18 protein-coding genes and 1 riboswitch are annotated in these 17,838 nt (G+C 42.8%); of the genes, 10 read left to right on the forward strand and 8 right to left on the reverse strand.

The genetic code is table 11. The annotated features are described in order from the left end of the window. Positions 1–124: 124 nt before the first annotated feature. On the forward strand, positions 125–1,372 hold the full coding sequence (hisD, locus tag ACTB1O_RS09400) for a histidinol dehydrogenase (RefSeq protein ID WP_462994877.1): 1,248 nt from the start codon (positions 125–127) through the stop codon (positions 1,370–1,372). 36 nt (positions 1,373–1,408) lie between these two features. Here the strand turns inward: hisD and ACTB1O_RS09405 are convergent, their stop codons facing one another. The 7 genes from ACTB1O_RS09405 to ACTB1O_RS09435 all read right to left on the reverse strand — a co-directional run bounded on the left by ACTB1O_RS09405 (position 1,409) and on the right by ACTB1O_RS09435 (position 8,454). Continuing rightward, on the reverse strand, positions 1,409–2,185 hold the full coding sequence (locus ACTB1O_RS09405; RefSeq protein ID WP_462994878.1) for a hypothetical protein: 777 nt from the start codon (positions 2,183–2,185) through the stop codon (positions 1,409–1,411). A gap of 104 nt (positions 2,186–2,289) precedes the next feature. Then, entirely contained in the window at positions 2,290–2,928 is a 639-nt protein-coding gene (thiE, locus tag ACTB1O_RS09410; RefSeq protein WP_462994879.1) for a thiamine phosphate synthase, read from the reverse strand. After that, positions 2,925–3,692: a sulfide-dependent adenosine diphosphate thiazole synthase gene (locus tag ACTB1O_RS09415; RefSeq protein ID WP_462994880.1), complete on the reverse strand. Its 768-nt coding sequence runs from the start codon at positions 3,690–3,692 to the stop codon at positions 2,925–2,927. Before ACTB1O_RS09415 ends, thiE begins: the two co-directional genes overlap by 4 nt. 40 nt (positions 3,693–3,732) lie before the next feature. Further along, positions 3,733–3,855: riboswitch (TPP riboswitch) on the reverse strand. A 112-nt stretch (positions 3,856–3,967) separates the two neighbouring features. Further along, entirely contained in the window at positions 3,968–5,962 is a 1,995-nt protein-coding gene (locus ACTB1O_RS09420; protein ID WP_462994881.1) for a beta-propeller domain-containing protein, read from the reverse strand. Between the two features lie 208 nt (positions 5,963–6,170). Further along, positions 6,171–7,208: an HD domain-containing protein gene (locus tag ACTB1O_RS09425; RefSeq protein WP_462994882.1), complete on the reverse strand. Its 1,038-nt coding sequence runs from the start codon at positions 7,206–7,208 to the stop codon at positions 6,171–6,173. A gap of 12 nt (positions 7,209–7,220) precedes the next feature. Further along, positions 7,221–7,919, reverse strand: a complete 699-nt coding sequence (locus ACTB1O_RS09430) for a glycosyltransferase (RefSeq protein ID WP_462994883.1) — start codon at positions 7,917–7,919, stop codon at positions 7,221–7,223. A 19-nt stretch (positions 7,920–7,938) separates the two neighbouring features. Then, positions 7,939–8,454 carry a DJ-1/PfpI family protein gene (locus tag ACTB1O_RS09435; RefSeq protein ID WP_462994884.1) on the reverse strand — a complete coding sequence of 172 codons (516 nt, stop codon included), beginning with the start codon at positions 8,452–8,454 and terminating at the stop codon, positions 7,939–7,941. 195 nt (positions 8,455–8,649) lie between these two features. Here ACTB1O_RS09435 and ACTB1O_RS09440 point away from each other — a divergent pair, with 195 nt between their 5' ends. The 9 genes from ACTB1O_RS09440 to ACTB1O_RS09480 all read left to right on the forward strand — a co-directional run bounded on the left by ACTB1O_RS09440 (position 8,650) and on the right by ACTB1O_RS09480 (position 16,889). Continuing rightward, positions 8,650–9,057: a PaaI family thioesterase gene (locus tag ACTB1O_RS09440; RefSeq protein WP_462994885.1), complete on the forward strand. Its 408-nt coding sequence runs from the start codon at positions 8,650–8,652 to the stop codon at positions 9,055–9,057. Between the two features lie 95 nt (positions 9,058–9,152). Next, entirely contained in the window at positions 9,153–10,736 is a 1,584-nt protein-coding gene (locus ACTB1O_RS09445) for a CTP synthase (protein ID WP_462994886.1), read from the forward strand. Between the two features lie 48 nt (positions 10,737–10,784). Then, complete coding sequence (gene guaA, locus ACTB1O_RS09450; RefSeq protein WP_462994887.1) at positions 10,785–11,702, forward strand: glutamine-hydrolyzing GMP synthase; 918 nt, start codon at positions 10,785–10,787, stop codon at positions 11,700–11,702. A gap of 178 nt (positions 11,703–11,880) precedes the next feature. Then, positions 11,881–13,029: an aspartate aminotransferase family protein gene (locus ACTB1O_RS09455; protein WP_462994888.1), complete on the forward strand. Its 1,149-nt coding sequence runs from the start codon at positions 11,881–11,883 to the stop codon at positions 13,027–13,029. Positions 13,030–13,051: 22 nt separating this feature from the next. Continuing rightward, a complete protein-coding gene (locus tag ACTB1O_RS09460; protein WP_462994889.1) occupies positions 13,052–14,176 on the forward strand; it encodes an aspartate aminotransferase family protein in 1,125 nt (374 codons plus the stop codon). After that, a complete protein-coding gene (locus ACTB1O_RS09465) occupies positions 14,160–15,215 on the forward strand; it encodes a pyridoxal phosphate-dependent aminotransferase (protein WP_462994890.1) in 1,056 nt (351 codons plus the stop codon). Before ACTB1O_RS09460 ends, ACTB1O_RS09465 begins: the two co-directional genes overlap by 17 nt. A gap of 4 nt (positions 15,216–15,219) precedes the next feature. Next, positions 15,220–15,732, forward strand: a complete 513-nt coding sequence (locus ACTB1O_RS09470; protein WP_462994891.1) for an adenylate kinase family protein — start codon at positions 15,220–15,222, stop codon at positions 15,730–15,732. After that, the gene (locus ACTB1O_RS09475; protein ID WP_462994892.1) at positions 15,729–16,328 is read left to right on the forward strand and encodes a CDP-alcohol phosphatidyltransferase family protein; all 600 of its coding nucleotides are present in this window, start codon (positions 15,729–15,731) and stop codon (positions 16,326–16,328) included. The genes ACTB1O_RS09470 and ACTB1O_RS09475 overlap by 4 nt, the downstream gene beginning before the upstream one ends. 36 nt (positions 16,329–16,364) lie before the next feature. Beyond that, complete coding sequence (locus ACTB1O_RS09480) at positions 16,365–16,889, forward strand: NifB/NifX family molybdenum-iron cluster-binding protein (RefSeq protein ID WP_462994893.1); 525 nt, start codon at positions 16,365–16,367, stop codon at positions 16,887–16,889. A gap of 42 nt (positions 16,890–16,931) precedes the next feature. On the opposite strand, the gene ACTB1O_RS09485 is transcribed toward ACTB1O_RS09480, so the two are convergent. Next, positions 16,932–17,838: nitrogenase component 1 (locus ACTB1O_RS09485; RefSeq protein WP_462994894.1), on the reverse strand; the 907-nt coding region annotated here is incomplete at its 5' end.

Raw genomic sequence — 17,838 nt, forward strand, 5'->3', positions numbered from 1 at the left:
AATTCCTGTAATTTTTTTCGAAAGGCTGAAAAATCCTGAACTTTTTTTGTAATAAAATTATTTTTTTCAATCCGGTTTTGCAAACTTTAATTCCGGTATGGCTCAAAAACCTGTACAGGTTTATATGTTTAATGAGCTGGATGTCAGGACTTGGGTTGGTGGCAGAAGAAAGGATCTTTTAGGTGTACAGGACAGTGTCTCTGAAATAATCGGCAATGTTAAAGAAAGAGGGGATGAGGCGCTTTTTGAGTATGCAAAAAAGTTTGACAATATTGAACTTGATTCACTTCGTGTTACAGAAGAGGAAATAGAAGCTGCATATGATGAGGTTGAAACACGACTGGTTGAGAGTTTAATCGAGGCAGAAGCGAGAATCTCCGAGTTTCATGAGTATCAGAAAAAAGATGACCTCTGGCTTCGTGAGATATGTCCGGGAGTAACACTCGGGGTTAAGACAACTCCTCTTGAGAGGGTCGGATGCTATGTCCCCGGCGGCCGCGCTTCATATCCCTCAACTGCCCTTATGACCGCAGTCCCTGCGAGGGTTGCCGGTGTAAAGGAGATCTGTGCATGCACACCTCCGCCTGTAAATCCGCTTACACTTGTTGCATTTGATATTGCGGGAGTATCCGAGATATACCGCACCGGAGGAGCACAGGCAGTTGCGGCGATGGCACTCGGGACAGATACAATCAGGCCTGTTGACAAGATTGTCGGCCCCGGGAATGTTTATGTGACGGCGGCAAAAATGCAGCTTCGCGACCATGCCGAGATTGATTTTCCGGCAGGCCCTTCAGAGATTGGAATAATAGCAGACTCCTCTGCAAATCCGTCGTTTATTGCGGCAGATATCCTTGCACAGGCAGAACATGATCCAAATGCGGCATGCGTTCTTGTGACAACTGATGTGAAAATCGCAAAGAGTGTCTCAAAAGAGGTTTTAAGGCAGATTTACGCCGCACCCCGAAGGGAGATAATGGAATCCGCTCTTAAAAATTCAGGATATGTAATTGCGGATTCAATAAACGACGCCATTAAATTAATGGATGAGATTGCACCCGAGCACCTTTCAATTCAGGTAACAGACTCACTTTCAGTACTTAACAAAGTCAGAAATGCAGGCTCTATATTTGTAGGGCCGTATGCAGCGGTTGCATGCGGGGACTATGCATCCGGCACAAACCATGTTTTACCAACCGCAGGATACTCTAAAGTTTATTCCGGGCTTAATGTGAGCCACTTCTGCAAGACATCAACAGTTCAGATAATTGAAAGGGAAGGACTTGAGGAGATTGGCGATGTCGTGGAGACTCTTGCCGATGCGGAAGGGCTTGTTGCGCACGCGGATTCTGTAAGAATCAGACGAAAATAAAATAATATTTTTGTAAGCTTAAAAAAAGTGATAATATCAAAAGAGATAATCGTCTCTTTTCTCTTCTTTTTCCTCTTCGCCGTAATATTCGGGAAAATCAGATGTGTCTGTGTATTCCTGTTTTTTTTCTTCTTTTATTGAATCCTCAGTTGTGTCATCATCGCGGAAATCTTCGGACCCCTCAAAAACATCATCATAATCTCCGTAATTTGATGAGTCAGCCTCATATGTCCCTTCGGTCTCATCATCTGTTTTCTGCTGGACCCCGAGAATTACGGAACCCAGTTCGCAGAGAATTTTCTGGGATTCGCTTCCCCATTTAATTTTTGTCTTCTCATTAAAAATTCCGGAGTTTAAGTTATCATTCTTACCCTTAAGAATAATTACAGTCTCCTTTGAGCCTGCGACAAACGATATTAAAAAGACAATAATTCCAAGTACCGCGACAAGAATTCCCCCGTCAACCTGGTTTTTTAATGCGGCATTGAGCGGGAAGAAGAAAGATGTCGTCGGGCTGTATAATCCATATAGTCCTGTTAAAAATATTAATCCTCCCAATATCGCTACCAGAATATTCTGCGGCTTTTTTTCGCATATCTCAAGACCTCTTACATCTTCTATTCTCATCTCCTGAGTAAGGGAAGGTCTGTTCATTTTCATAGCCGCTTTTGTCATACCGTAAAGTATCAGGCGTTTTGATGTAACCGCGATGTTTAAAACCGCTTTCTGCGGTTTTTTCATCTCAAAATCCTTATATTCCTTTATAATACTCTCTTCAGCGGCCAGTTTGATATAATCCGAAACAGATGGCATTGTTAAGAAATCTCTCTGTCCGCCGGAAGTATAAATTGTTCTAAACAGTATTGTGAAAGAAGGGTACTACAAAAAAAATAGTGGAAATAACCGGAAATTTTTGATTAATTTAAAAATCCTCTCCTGTTTATAATTTCAACAATTTCAGCCGTTCTTTTTTCCAGAAAGTTGCTTTCCATCATATGTCTGACCATGCACACATTTTTTGCACCGGCACTGAGAACATCGTATAAATTTTCTGAATTTATACCTCCGATTGCAACAACCGGAATACCGCCTGCAATCTCTGTTGCCTCTTTTATCAGTTCTGTTCCTGTAACAGGGTCCGGTTTTTTCTTTGTCGTGGTCTTAAAAACCGGCCCGAATCCGATATAGTCCGGTTTTTGCAGGACTGCCTCCTTTACCTGTGACAGATTATGGGTTGAGAGTCCGAATTCCCTGACCTTATCCACACAGATCTGTTTGGCATCCAAAAGACTGATGTCATCCTGACCGAGATGGAGGCAGTCTGCACCACATAAATATGCAAGGTCTGCCCTGTCATTTATCACAAACCGTGTTTCTGTGCCGTCTGTAACATTCATAATCTCTTCTGCTGCAAGAAGAATATCCCTGTCACTGAGCTCTTTTTCCCTTAACTGGAGATATTTTACTTTATATCTGACAGCAATCTCCGCAATTTCTGTATAGGTAAGGGAAGGGTTTGTGATTGTCAGGTAAAGTCCAAAATCAGATTTTTTCACTTTAAATCCTCAATTATAAGTTTTGCGACCTTCTCTCCGGAAAGCAGCATCCCGCCAAATATAGGTCCCATCCGGGGTGATCCAAATACCCCGTTTGCTGCCATGCCGCAGACATAAAGTCCGGGATATATCTCTTTTGTATTTAGAACAGTCTCTGCCTCACCTTCGCAGACATTCATAGAACGCTCGCCCGAGACCTTTCCTGTCGGAGTGTTAAGTCTGATATCATTCTTTTTTGCAACTGTCTCCGAGATCTCGCACGGGTGGCCTGTTGCATCAACGACAATTTTTGCCCTGAACGAAAGGGGGTCGACATGAAGTCCTTCTCTTAAAACCGGGCCCCAGTTGACAACAACTCCTGATATTCTGTTCTCATTAAACACAACATCCTCGACACTCATGCCGTTGTGAATTACAACTCCTGCTTTTGATGTCTGATATATCAGTGCAGATGTTGCAAGGATACTGTCGCATATGACTAGATTTTCATTGTATTTCTTATGCGGGATATCAAGCTCATCAAGAAGATATACGGCCTCATTTTGGATTGCAACCGATGTAAAAAGCATGGCCCCGCCCCACATGCCTCCGCCGGGGGAGAGTTTACTCTCAAACATTGAGACCTTATACCCCGCTTCTGCAAGTCTTAATGCGGCAATGAGTCCTGACGGGCCTGTTCCTGTAATGGCCACATCAACGTCAAGATTTTCTTTAAGTCTTAAAAACCAGCTGTCTGTTATTGCTTTTGTAACTTCTAAGTCCATGTTATTATCCTCCCTGAATAAAGGCGGATAATGCGCAGGCTGAGAGCTAAAATTGACTTCCTACGCCGGCATTATCCGGATCAGGTTATACGGGTATAATCTCAGCCGCTGCAGTCTCAAAGAATTTACAAGTATGCCTGCAACAGCACCCCGTTAGATTCTCTGTTTTTATGGCATAAGCAGTTTATGAAAATATAAAATTGTATGCTAAAATTTTCTTTATTTGCTGGAGATTAGATAAAATCATTCAAAAAAAGGGTTTGATTCAATGTATTTCATCCATAATATGGATAGTAATAATCCTCAAAAGGAAGCTCTATCTCATTTATCTTTTCCCCGAGGTGGTTTAAATCAGACATCGCAATTTTGTCATCCGATATTGTGTAGAGATAATCGTCCATGAATATTGAGCGTTTAACAGAATCGCCACCGTACCAGTATCTGTCGTTATCAGTTTCGCTCTGTTCAACCTTACCTTTCAGACTAAAACCTGAATCAGGGCTTATTCCGAATACATAAACACCGTTCCAGCTGCCTCTTGAGTATGAATTCTCATAACGGCTGTCCTCAACAGGTATTTTTGTAATCTCAAAGACAGGTATTACAAGTATGTTCTTCTCTCTGTCGAACAAAAACGCCCTGTGATCACGAAGAATCTCAGAATCTGTTCCTGATGCTCCGATTATTACATCATCCACAAGTTTCGGGTTGTTTAAGTCTGTTACATCAAAGAGTGCAATTTTAAGCCCTCCTGCAGTGACGCCCCCCCATTCGTTCTCATCGGTTGATTTTCCGATTCCAATTATGTGATTTTCATCATACGGGTGAAGGTAGTCGGAGTATCCCGGAATCTTTAACTCACCTAAAATTCCCGGCTGTTTTGGGTCAGAGAGATCAATTACAAAGAACGGGTCAATCTGTTTGAATGTGACAAGGTAGAGAAGGTCTCCCATGAAGCGTGCCGAATATATTCTCTCATCCGGCGCAATATGCTCAAGTCTGCCTGTAATATCAAGACTGCTGTCTAAAACATAGACATTGTTATACATATAGGACTGTCCCTTCCCGTATCCGCTTACAGTTGTTGCAACCCTGAGATTTTTGTTATATTCATCAAGTGACCACTGATTAAGAAGTGTCCCGGGAACAACACCTGTTGCCCTGTATTTTACATCTCCTTTGTCAATTGAGAAGCGATGAATTACGGTATTCTGCTTTTCATCACCTGCTGAGAAAGAGTCCTCCTCCTCCATAACAAAAGTGCCGCGGGTTTGTGGCAGGTACCTTGAGTATGCCATGTAGATGTTGTCAGGTGAGACATACAGTGTATTGTCATATCCTGTCAGAAATGCCTCGGATTTTGGATCATCATTATTTTTTATGTTAAACGAGGTTACTGTGTGCGTTATGAAGTTATAGTCATAGACAGGCGGACACCAGATTGCAGGCTCTGATACAACAACGCCGTTTTGGCGGACAACCGGCATTTCAATATTATCATATCCGGAAATCTGACCCCTGCTTACTGCATAGATGTAGTCGCCGGTCATCCTTGCGTTTTCATATGTTCCGGGAAGTTCGATGGTTCTGATGATCTCCGGGTTTTTCCGATCAGAGATATCATAGATTGTTGCTTTTGTTACCTGCTTTGAAACGGGAACCGGCGCTGAACTGCCCTTAGGTGTAATCCAGTTTTCAACGTTATCCTGTGTAAATATGACCAGATTGTCTCCGTTTAGGAACAGCGAATCAGCCTGGTATCCTTCGGTCTCTCCCTCATAAACGACTGATGCGGTTTTTGGAGGATAGGAGTCCGCAATTACAAGTTTTCCGCCGCTTAAAATGTATATGTATTTCCCGTCGTTTTTAACAAAATCCGGTTCGTCAACACCTTTTACCTGAACATTTGTCTCTGAGTAGTCAGAGGCGGAGTTTGTTTCTGAGCCTGATGATATAGGAGCAGGTACCGGAGGCATAATCCCCTGATCTCTCATGGCAGACTCTTCATATATAACCCCGTCAACTGAAGTTTTCTGATTGCCGACAAAACCGCCAATTAAGTAATCCACCGGAGACTGCTCGTATGTCTTCTGATATTCAGAGAGAAATACCTTTAATTCCTCTTCGGATGTCACTTTAATTATATCATCCGGAGCGGATACATCCCCCATAAGGCCCGGCAGCAGGGTGTATGCAAATATCCCTGCAACCGCCACGACTCCTGCCGCAAGAAGCACTGTAAGAATTTTCATTTTGTTGTTTTCAGCCATCTTTTTTACATCCCCTGATTATTATTTATCAGAATTCATCTTTATCCTGAATGTTTAAGAATCTGGCTTTGACTGCGAATATTTTTGAAGTTAATGCGTTTTTTCAGGTGATAATAAATTAAGAAAAAGTCGTGGTTCATGCCCGGGAGAAGTAAAGACATTATCAGGCGAAAAATAAATTTTAATGGTAATAAATATTTTTAAAAAATTAAAAGCAGTCTGAGATAGTCTTCTGCTTTTTTTGTTTTTCTGTGTCAGTGTTATCATCAGGAGAGTCTTCTTCGCTGTTTTTGGACCTGAATACAAATCCGTCCATTCTTTTTCCCCATAAAAGCTCCCCTGACTCTGCGGACTTTAAATCCTCTGATATCTCATGCATGGTTGCGCTGATATTGTCTGCAAAATGAACCGCCCATGCCTCAGGCGTCTGCGGCCTCGTATCACCATATTCTCCGTGATGCGACTGGATGATGTGAAGAAGGTCCTGGTATGTGTCGGAATCAACAAACGATGTGTATCTTGAAAGAGTCTGCATTGCAGGAGTGATATGTCCCAGAAGTGAGTAGGCAGGATTTGGAGCGTAATAAAGACCCTTCTTCTCAAATGAGTCGCACTTTCCTATATCGTGAAGAATTGCACCTGCCAGAAGAATATCCCGGTTAAGCCTGACACCTGCAAGATTATCTCCCAAAGACTCTGCAATCTTTGCTACCTCAAGTGAGTGCTCGGCAAGGCCTCCGGTATAGTTGTGGTGCTTTGTCTTTGCGGCAGGCTTTTGGAAAAAACCGTCTGATTTTTTCAGGACTGTTGATACAAGGTCTTTTAGTCCCTGATTTTGTATGGATTCGACAAGAGCTGTGATCTTTTTCTTATTGCCTCCGATATCGGCAGGTGAGTAGATGTAATCACCCTCATCCATATTTTTGATATCTGCCGGAGATTTAAGGTGCTCAATCCCGTCGTTTACATTAATATTGAGTTCATTATTGTATCTGTCAGCCTTTCCGGAAATTCTGAATACAAGACCTTCATATTCAAGGATATTTTTGTGAATTTTCTCTATTTCCGAGACTCCTGAATTGTATCCGCCCCATATTTTGCATGAAATCTTTCCTGTATTATCCGATATGCTGCATGCAATATATTTTCCTTTTTTGCCTGTTCTCAGCGAAGGATTTTCAATTACAAAAAGTGAATCGACTGCTGTATCCGGCTTTATGGAAGTTACAAAAACTTTTTTGTTCATGCTAAATACCTGTCATCTGTTGAACCTGATTTTTAAAAGGTTTATGAGCATTCCCACACCGTCAGAACTTCCGACGTGGGACTCTTCCATGTCATTCCAGGATATCGGGATCTCTTTTATGGAAAAACCGCCCCTTAAGAGCAGATACAAAATCTCCACATCAAACTCAAATCCTTTTGATCTGACATCCGGTAAAATTCTATCGACGGATTTTTTCCTGAAGACTTTTGCGCCGCACTGTGTATCTGAAAAGGGCATCCGGAAAAGTAATCTTACTGAGAGATTAAAAAGTCTGCTCTCAAGGCGTCTGAAAAATTTCTGTTTCTTCCCGATTTTGGAATCTCTGAGCCATCTGGATCCTATTGTGCAGTCAAAAACCCTGAGGTATGAGAAGAGTTTTCTTAATTCCGGGAGAGGGGTTGAGCCGTCGGCATCGGTAAAACCGACATATTCAGTCTCACAGGCTTTAATTCCCTCAATTATACCTCCGCCTTTACCCAGTCTTTCTGAAAATTTTAGAATTTTAAGATTTAGATCCGGATTATTTTGTGCAAAAGCCAGAGCTATTTCAGCCGTTTTGTCACTGCCATCGCACACAAAGATTACAGGGCCTCTGTATGATAAAATATCAGAGAGAAATTTATCTATCCTTCTCTCTTCGTTGTATGCCGGTACTACTAGAGTACATTTAAAATCCTGATTTGAGTCCATTTAAGTGTCGGTGGATTTTTTAGCAGCCGAGTTTTTCTAAAATTGTCTCTGCAAAACCTTTTGCTACTGTCGGGTGGTTTGCAGTTACAATATTTAAGTCTGAGACAATTGGGATGTCAACATAGCTGACGCCGGCCTGTTTGAAAAGTTCAAGACCTGCACGGCTTGCAAATATTGTTGCCTGCCGGTCTTTTAATACACCTGCTCTTGCAAGAACAGCCGGTGCAAGGCATATTGCTGAGACAACTTTATTTTTAGCGTTAAAATTCCTTATAAGTTCCATGAGGGAGTCTTCCTTGTACAAAAAGTCGCTTGCACCAAGACCGCCGATGATTACGATTCCGTCGTAATCCTCTTCCTTTGCATCGGAAATTAAAAGTGAGGCAGCCTGATCTCCGCCTATCATTCCCTCACAAGGGCCGGTCTGTGTCGATGCCACATCGTATGCAACGCCTGCTTCCTCAAAAATTTTTGCAAGGGTTTCAAATTCTTCTTCACGATATCTTTTAGGAGCAATAACCATCAGAACTTTCATAATATTCACCATTTTAAAAATCTAATTATTCTTTTATCTCTCTTTGATTTTAAATAGTGGATTTGTATTTACCATAATATTATTGATGTAGTTTTGCCGGGGTGGTCTCTTTTGTCTGATATCTTTGAAAAGTGCCGCGAATTATGATAATTTCAGGAGTGTATTTTTACTGTCAGAATAAATTTTATAACTAAGATGACATATCCCGAAGAGATTAAAAAGAGGGGAAGGGAGGCAAATCCGTTCTTCTGCCTGATGGGGATTGACGCAGAAAGTTTTGGAGACGGAAAAGCAGTTCTTTCAATGCAGGTGAGGCCTGATATGCTAAACGGCGTTGGCTGGCTTCAGGGAGGAGTTTATGTCTCCTTAATAGATGAGGCGATGGCACTTTCTGTCTGCACTCTTCTAAATCCGGATGAGGGGATTGCAACAATATCCGAGAACACAAATTTTTATAAGGGAATTCGTGACGGGAAGATATTTGCAAAGGCAGAAGTCATAAGACGCGGCAGGAAAATTATTTTTGTTGAAGGATTCTGTTATTCTGATGGCAGCGAATCAAATATCCTTGCAAGGACGACTGCATCGTTTGCGGTATTATAATCCTGCTGTCATCCACATTTTTTTATCAGCTATCCGTCATTTTATTTCCTTTCAAAAACATAGTATTTAGTATATTTATCTTTGGAGAGGGTGTCTTGAAGTATATAGTTGTTACAGGCGGTGTGATGAGCGGTCTTGGGAAAGGCATCACAACTGCGTCCATTGGCAGAATCCTGAAAAACAGAGGATATGGGGTTACTGCTGTAAAAATTGATCCGTACCTGAATATTGATGCGGGAACAATGAATCCTGCCCAGCATGGTGAGGTCTTTGTTTTAAAAGACGGCGGAGAGGTTGACCTCGATCTTGGAAATTATGAGCGTTTTCTGGATATATGTCTGACGTCTGATCACAATATCACAACAGGCAAGGTTTACCAGACAGTCATCGAAAAGGAGAGGCACGGTGACTATCTCGGCGCAACTGTTCAGATAATTCCGCATATAACAAACCAGATTAAGGAATTCATTCGAAACGCGGCTGAAAATTACCAGAAAGAAGACGGCAAAAATGTTGAAATCTGCCTGGTTGAAGTCGGCGGAACAGTTGGCGATATTGAGAGCATGCCGTTTTTGGAGGCTGTTCGTCAGATGGTCGGTGAAATGCCAAAGGAGGACATTATTCTTGTGCATGTGACACTTGTTCCCGAGGACAACATGGGTGATCATAAGACAAAGCCGACGCAGCATTCTGTAAAAGTTCTGCGCGAACTTGGTCTGCATCCTGATGTCATAGTCGGAAGAAGCGAGACTGTGATGAATGCATCCACAAAGAAAAAGATCTCTGACTTCTGCGGCGTTCAGCAGAAGGCTGTAATATCCGCCGCAACTGCAAAAGACATTTATGAAGTTCCAATGGAGATGGAAAAGGAAGGTCTTGCAGATGCTGTAAGAAACCTCCTCCATCTTGAGGAAAGGCCGGTAAACAACGACTGGTACAGGATTGTCAGCCGGGAATATACAAAGAGGGCATCTGTTGCAATCATATCCAAATACGGTGTAGAGGATGTCTATATATCAATAAAAGAATCGTTAAAGCATGCCGGAAGGAGTCTTTTTACCGAGGTTGACATCAAATGGGTGGATGCCGAGAATTATGAGGACAGCGTTCTTGCAGAAGTTGACGGTATATTAATCCCCGGTGGATTTGGAAAACGTGGAATTGAGGGTAAGATTCGTGCAATAAAATATGCACGTGAGAATAACATCCCGCTCCTTGGTCTTTGTCTCGGATTCCAGCTCGCTGTTGTTGAGTTCTGTCGTAATGTGCTTGGCTGGGAAGATGCACTCTCGGAAGAGATGGGCGAAGGCAGGCATGTAATTGCAATCCTTCCCGAACAGGAGGATGTTTCAGACCTTGGAGGTACAATGAGGCTTGGCAACTGCACCCTGGATATTAAACCCGGCACAATTATCGGGAAACTTTATGGCACAACCCAGGTTGTCGAACGCCACCGTCACAGATATGAGGTAAATCCTGAATATGTACCTAATATAGAAGAGGCAGGACTCATATTTTCAGGTTCATGTGGAAACAGAATGGAATCCTGTGAGATGCCTGACAAAAATTTCTTTTTGGCGACACAGTTCCACCCAGAGTTTAAATCGACCCCGACACATCCGTCACCCCCGTATCTCGGGTTTGTGGAAGCGTGTGCAAATAAGAGAATGGGTAAGTGAAAATTATCTCTATAAAATCCTGATAATATATAAAAAAGAGGTTTATACATGGTAAATACAGAAAAATTCATCGCAAAGGCAATTGAGGAAATAAAAGAGAAATCTAATGGCAAAAAGGTTGTAATGGCACTTTCAGGTGGTGTTGACTCATCTGTCTGCGCCGAGCTTGCAAAGCGTGCAATTGGTGATAACTTAATGCCTATCTATGTCGACACCGGACTTATGAGAAAGGGAGAGACAGAGAGAATTAAGGAGATGTTCTCAGACTTAAATCTCCTGACCGTTGATGCGGGAAGCGAATTTTTAGACGCTTTAAAGGGTGTTATTGATCCTGAAGAGAAGAGAAAGATAATCGGCGAAAAATTCATCAGAATTTTCGAGCGTGAGGCCAAAAAGACAGGTGCTCTCTATCTTCTTCAGGGAACAATCTACCCTGACATAATTGAGAGTGAGGGCGGAATAAAAAGTCATCACAATGTCGGTGGTTTACCGTACGATATCGGATTTGAGGGATTGATTGAGCCTTTAGTCGATCTCTACAAGGATGAAGTCCGCGATGTTGCGGGAGCCCTCAAGATGCCTCTTGAGATTCAGCACAGAATGCCTTTTCCGGGTCCCGGTCTTGCAGTCCGCTGTATAGGTGAGGTCACAGAGGAGAAGGTTGGGATTGTGCGTGAGGCAAATGCAATTGCAGAGGAGGAAATTGTTGAAAAGTTCCTGCCCTGGCAGTGCCTTGCAGCTGTAATCGGTCTTGGCACAGGTGTTAAGGGCGATGTCCGCCTTCACGGCTGGATAGTTGCAGTCCGTGCAGTATCTTCCCGTGATGCAATGACAGCAGAGCCTGTTGAGCTTCCGTGGGAGACCATGCATAAGATTGCATCAAGAATTACAGCAGAAATTCCCGGTGTTTCAAGGGTTGTATATGATATAACTCCAAAACCTCCGGCAACAATCGAGTATGAGTGATTACGGAAAATAATAAAATAAAAAATCCGGGCATATCCGGGCAAAAAAATATTATTTTTCTTAGTATCAAACCATAAATTCATCTGCATAAATAAAAAAGATAAATTAGTGAATATTTCTCCGGCAAATGCCGGAAAAAACAAAAAAAATAACTGAAATTTTCAGAAGTGAAATCAAAATGGAAGAGAAATTAAGTTCACAGGAGCTTGAAGACCTGTATTTCATGAAGGCCTTCGGGCGCGATCTAAAGATTGTAAAGGGCAGCGGCTGCTCTGTATGGGACGAAGACGGAAATAAATACCTTGATTTGGTTGCAGGTATTGCGGTATGCAGCACAGGTCACTGTCATCCCAAAGTGGTTGACGCAATATGTGGTCAGGCAAGAGAGCTGATCCACATATCAAATCTCTATCATGTCCCGCACCAGGGAGAGCTTGCAAAGAAGCTTGTTGAAATGTCAGGTCTGCCGGGAGGACGTGCTTTTCTTTCAAATTCCGGTGCAGAAGCAAATGAAGGCGCTATAAAACTTGCAAGGGTCAGGACAGGCCGGAAAAATTTTGTGGCATTTGTGGATGCATTCCACGGAAGGACGATGGCAACAGTGGCTGTTACCCACAAATCCTCTTTGAGAGAGCCATTTGAACCTCTTGAACCTAAATGCAAATTCGTAGAATTCGGGGATCTAAAAGCACTTTCAGAAGCAGTTGATGAGAACACTGCGGCAGTCTTCGTTGAGGGAATCCAGGGCGAGGCAGGTATTGTGCCTGCACCAGAAGGCTTCTATGAAGGTATCAGGAAGATCTGCGATGAGAAAGGCGCTCTTATGATCTGTGATGAGGTCCAGACCGGTATGGGAAGGACAGGAAAATGGTTCTATTATCAGAATACGAAGATCCTGCCCGACATTGTATCTATGGCAAAGGGTATTGCAAGCGGATTTCCAATGGGTGCAATAGTTGCACGTGACGGGCTTTCATTTTTTTCCGGTGAGCACGGAAGCACGTTTGCCGGCGGCCCTCTGGCCTGTGCAGCGGCACTTGCAACAATAAAAATAATAGAGGAGAATATTGCAGATATTCCTGAGAAGAGCAGACTGTTTATGGAAGGTCTGGCTGGATTATCCCCAAGAGGTATGGGTCTTATGATAGGAATTCCTGCTGGTGAAGAGCGCTGTCAGGACATTGCCGCAATCTGCAGAAAGAACGGGGTTTTGGTTAACTGTGCATCGCATGGAACAATCCGTATTGTACCGCCTCTGATCATCTCAAAGGATGAGATAAAAGAGGGTGTTGCAGTCATTAAAAAAGCGTTTGAAGAGACTGCATAATCCGGGAACAACGGGGGTTATTATGGAAGCAAAAAAAAGTTTTATGCCTGTTACCGAGAGAAGTCTGAGACTTGTCAAAGGACAGGGAAATTATGTCTGGGATGACTCGGGAAAGAAGTATCTCGACTGTGTTGCGGGAATTGCGGTATGCAACACAGGACACTGTCATCCGGTTGTTACCGATGCAGTATGCAGTCAGGCAAAAAAGCTGATTCATACCTCTAATCTTTATTATCCTGTCCTTCAGGAGGAGTTTTCACAAAAGCTTGTTGAAATCTCGGGCATAAATAATGGCAATGTTTTCATGTGCAACTCCGGTGCGGAGGCCAATGAGGCGGCACTTAAGCTTGCAAGGTTAAAAACCGACAGAACAGAGTTTGTAGCCTTTAAAAATGCTTTTCACGGGAGAATCAGTACACCTCTTTCGGCAACATACAAGCCTGAGATAAGGGAACCGTTTGCGGATTTCGGCCCGAAATGTTCATTTGTGGATTACGGCGATCTTGACGGTCTTAGAAAGACTGTGACAGATGAGACGGCAGCCGTTATTGTTGAAGGTGTTCAGGGCGAAGCAGGTATTCTTCCCGCACCTTCAGGATTTTATGAAGGTATCAGGGAGATCTGTGATGACACAGGCGCTCTTCTTATCTGCGATGAGATTCAGACCGGTTTTGGGAGGACCGGTAAGTGGTTCTACTATCAGAATACGAGTGTTATGCCTGATATTGTCTCTATGGCAAAGGCAATTGCAAGTGGTCTTCCAATGGGTGCAATTGTTGCACGTGAAAAATTATTCTTTAAAAAAAGCGAGCACGGGAGTACTTTTTCCGGAAGTCCCCTTGTGTGTGCGGCAGGTCTTGCGACTGTTGAGGTCTTAGAAGATCTTATTCCGCAGGTAAGTGAAAAGTCAGAACTCTTTAAGAAGTGCCTTTCTGATAAAGATCCAAGGATTTGCGGCCTTATGGTTGGACTTGATGTCGAAGGCTCAAATACTGATGTAAGGGATGAGTGCATGAAAAAGGGTGTTTTAGTGAATGCCACCGGAAAACATACCATCCGTCTTCTTCCTCCGCTTACAATAGAAAAAAAGGAGATAGAGACTGCATGCAGGATTCTAAATGGTGTTATAAATGAAGCATCTGATTAGAGAGATCTTTGAGAAAGAGGGCTATGTATTTGCAACAAAGGCGGCTGATATTGCAAAAGAGGCAGGATTTAAAAATCCCGCCCGTCTTGCAAGCAATGAAAATCCCAACCCTCCTTCCCCGAAGGCAATAGAAAATGCAAAGGTGGCAGCAGAGAATTTAAACCGCTATCCTGACGAGACTGCAGGGTCTCTGAAAATCGCGCTGAAAAAGTATCACGGTGATTTTAATATTGTGACAGGCGTCGGTATGGACGGCGTTATTGAAAACGTCATCCGGACATTTGTAGGCTGTAACGACAAGGTATGTATAAGCACCCCGACATTTTCATTCTATAACCTTGCAGTATCGGCCCAGGGGGGGAAGGTCATAAACCTAAGACGAAACGATGATTTCTCTGTTGATCCCGTGAGTTTTGTAAAAGGGTGCAAAGATGCAAAACTTGCATTTTTATGCACACCCAACAATCCTACCGGAACAGTGACACCTGTATCAGATATTGAGTATATCCTTGAGAATATAGACTGCATGCTCTTTTTGGACAATGCATATGTAGATTTCTGCGATACCGACTACAGGATTCTCATGGAAAATTATGACAATCTAATAATCGGAAGGACGATGTCAAAGGCATTCGGACTTGCCGGAATGAGAGTGGGATATGGTTTTGTTCCTGATTGGTATGAGCCGTATTATCTTCGTGCACAGACTCCGTTTGCCCTGAATTCTGTATCACTCGCAGCGGCAACAGGTGCATTGTCAGATGAGGAATATGTGTCCGGTTATATATCACATGTAAAAATGTGGCGCAGCCGTTTTGAGAATGAATCTAAATACCCTGTTTATCCCACAGGTGCAAACTTTGTAATGATGGATGTATCGCCAATGAAGAGTGATGATGCTGTAATAAAGCTTGCAGAGAGAGGAGTGATTGTCCGTTCATGTGCAAGTTTTCCAATACTCGGTGATAACTATATCAGAGTGAGTATAGGGGAATCATGGGAGAATGAACTCTTCCTAAAGGCAATAAAAGAGATATGAAATCATGATGGTCTGCATTACCGGAACTCCCGGCACAGGAAAATCCGCTGTTTCTGATATTTTAAGGGAGAAAGGGTATAATGTGGCCAGCCAGAATGATACTGCAAAGGACTACATTCTCTCTGAGGATACCAAAAGGGATACTGCGGTAATTGATGAGGACTTGTGGGCAGAGGAGTTTAAGCCCGTTGACGGCATAATAGAAGGACATATAACTCATATTCTGCCGTGCGACCGTGTTGTAATCCTAAGGTGCAGACCTGATGTATTAAAAAAACGTCTTCTAAAGAGAGGATATTCGCCCGGGAAAGCATCTGAAAATGCAATGGCAGAGGCTCTTGATACTGTGTTAATAGAAACTCTTCAATGTCATGCGGATGATAGAATTTTTGAGACTGACACAACCGATATTAATGTAGAGGAGACTGCAAAGGAGATTGAGGATTTTATGCTGGGAAAGATACCGCCTTCTTATGGAAACACCGACTGGTCGGAATTTTTGGGGACTGATATATGACACTTGACAATTACCGCCCGCATGTTAAGGGAATAATAACTCCTGTTGCACGGGCATGCATAAAGATAGGTCTCACACCGAACGCCTGCACAATACTGTCATTTATCGCCGCAATTGCGGCAGGTTTTGCATTTTATAAGTCCTGGGTTTTTTATGCTGTTGTTCTGGTGTTTTTAAATGCATTTTTTGATGCAATCGACGGCTCAATTGCCAGAGAGATGAATATTGCAAGTATGCATGGAGACTTTTTGGACCATGTCATTGACAGGTATGCTGATATTTTCATAATCTGCGGTATATTTGCAGGCAGTCTTGCCCCGTGGCCTGTGGGTGTTTTTGCCCTTACAGGAGTATTAATGGCTTCATACCTCGGTACACAGGCACAGGCAGTGGGTGCAAAGAGGTTTTACGGCGGGATTTTAGGGCGTGCTGACAGGCTTGTTCTTCTGATTGCAGCCGGAATCTTCACAGTAATCCTGCCCGCGGGACTATATGGCATGAGCATTCTCGGATGGATTCTTGTAATATTCGGGATACTGGGTCATTTTACAGCGGCCCAGCGCTTTGTGCATGTATGGAAAGAACTCAAAAATTAAAAACAAATAACCAGATATTTTTTAGGGGGAATTTGTGTGTCGTTAAAGAGGCTTGTTATAGCAGGAAGGGGAAACGGAAGTCCTGATGATTATGTATCGCCGGTCTTTGCCAGATGCAGTGCATTTTGTGTGGTGGATTTCGGTGAGGACGGTGCAATGTCAAGCAGAGTCATATCAAACTCGGCAGTGGATCTTCCCGGAAGTGCAGGGATTGTTGCGGCTGACTCGGTTGTGGATCTCGGTGCCGATGCTGTTGTCGCAGGCGACTTTGGTACTGCTTCTACGCAGGTATTCTATAAATCCGGGATTAAGCAGTACATTGTTAAAGACACCACAATAAAACAGGCTGTTGATAAGATGTTATCAGGCGGGGGAGAGTGTGTTGACTGTGAGAGCATCATATCATCCAAAAGATTTGGTATGGGAAGAAATTTCGCTCCCAAACCAAAAAATTCCGGAATAAATGATTCATATAAATGTAAAACCTGCGGATGCACGATGCCCAGAAAGGAAGGCACAAAGCAGATGATGTGTCCAAACTGCAAAACGATGATGGAATAATAAATTTAAAAAACAAAAAGAAAAAACAGATTTTAAATTATCTCAGTCTTTTTTTGGCCTTAAGCTGTTTATTACAGATTCCATAAAATAAAGGCTCCCCTCAACTCCTGCAACCGGCATGTGAGAGAGCATCTTTATGTGCCTTATCGGGAATGTGAGGCCGACAAAAGGAATTTTTGGGAATTTTGCATATTCAAATGACGAGCCTATGATAATGTCCGGATTTTCGTTATCAATTGCCGATTTAATCGGTCTGATATTGTTTGTAATCTCTGCTGACAGACCTGTTTCTGTCTTTATATCCCTGTTCCTTGCACCTGCACAGACAATGTCTGCGTCCATGTATTTTTCAAGCATATCGCACGCAAATTCTGTGTAGCTTCCGGTTGAGAATACGGCGGCACGCGGGGGATCATATTTTCGCAGGAATTTATCGCCCGCTTTTGTGATAATCTCATCTGCCTCCTCTGTAAGACTCAAAACCGCATCCAAATCCGCATCCGGAAATATTTTCAAAAGTTCTGAAAATGTGGATTCAGTTGCAGAAAGACCTAAAATTCCAAATGTCTCTTCTGCAATGTCAGTGTTGTAGTCAGGATTTACGGATATGGAATATTTTGAAGGGTTCGTTGCGGCATCATATTTGTCATGGAAAAATGTGGTTCCCACAGAAATTTTTGCAAGGTTTAGAAGTCTCATTGCCTCGTTTAAGTTTCCCCTGTAAAAAGGGTCAAGAGAGCAGATGCCTTCTATATTTACAGTCTCTTTTGCATTATCGCATACGGGGTTAAGAGCTTTTATTGCGGATTTCCACCCACAGTCAAAGTCGCCGCGAAACCCTGCGACATCAACTGCAATTACATCGTAATCCGAAAGAATCTCAGATATATCCTCCCCCATAACAGACGGGACACATGTATTTATAACAGCGATTTTTGTGTAAAGCTGC

It is taken from the genome of Methanomicrobium sp., assembly GCF_055145805.1.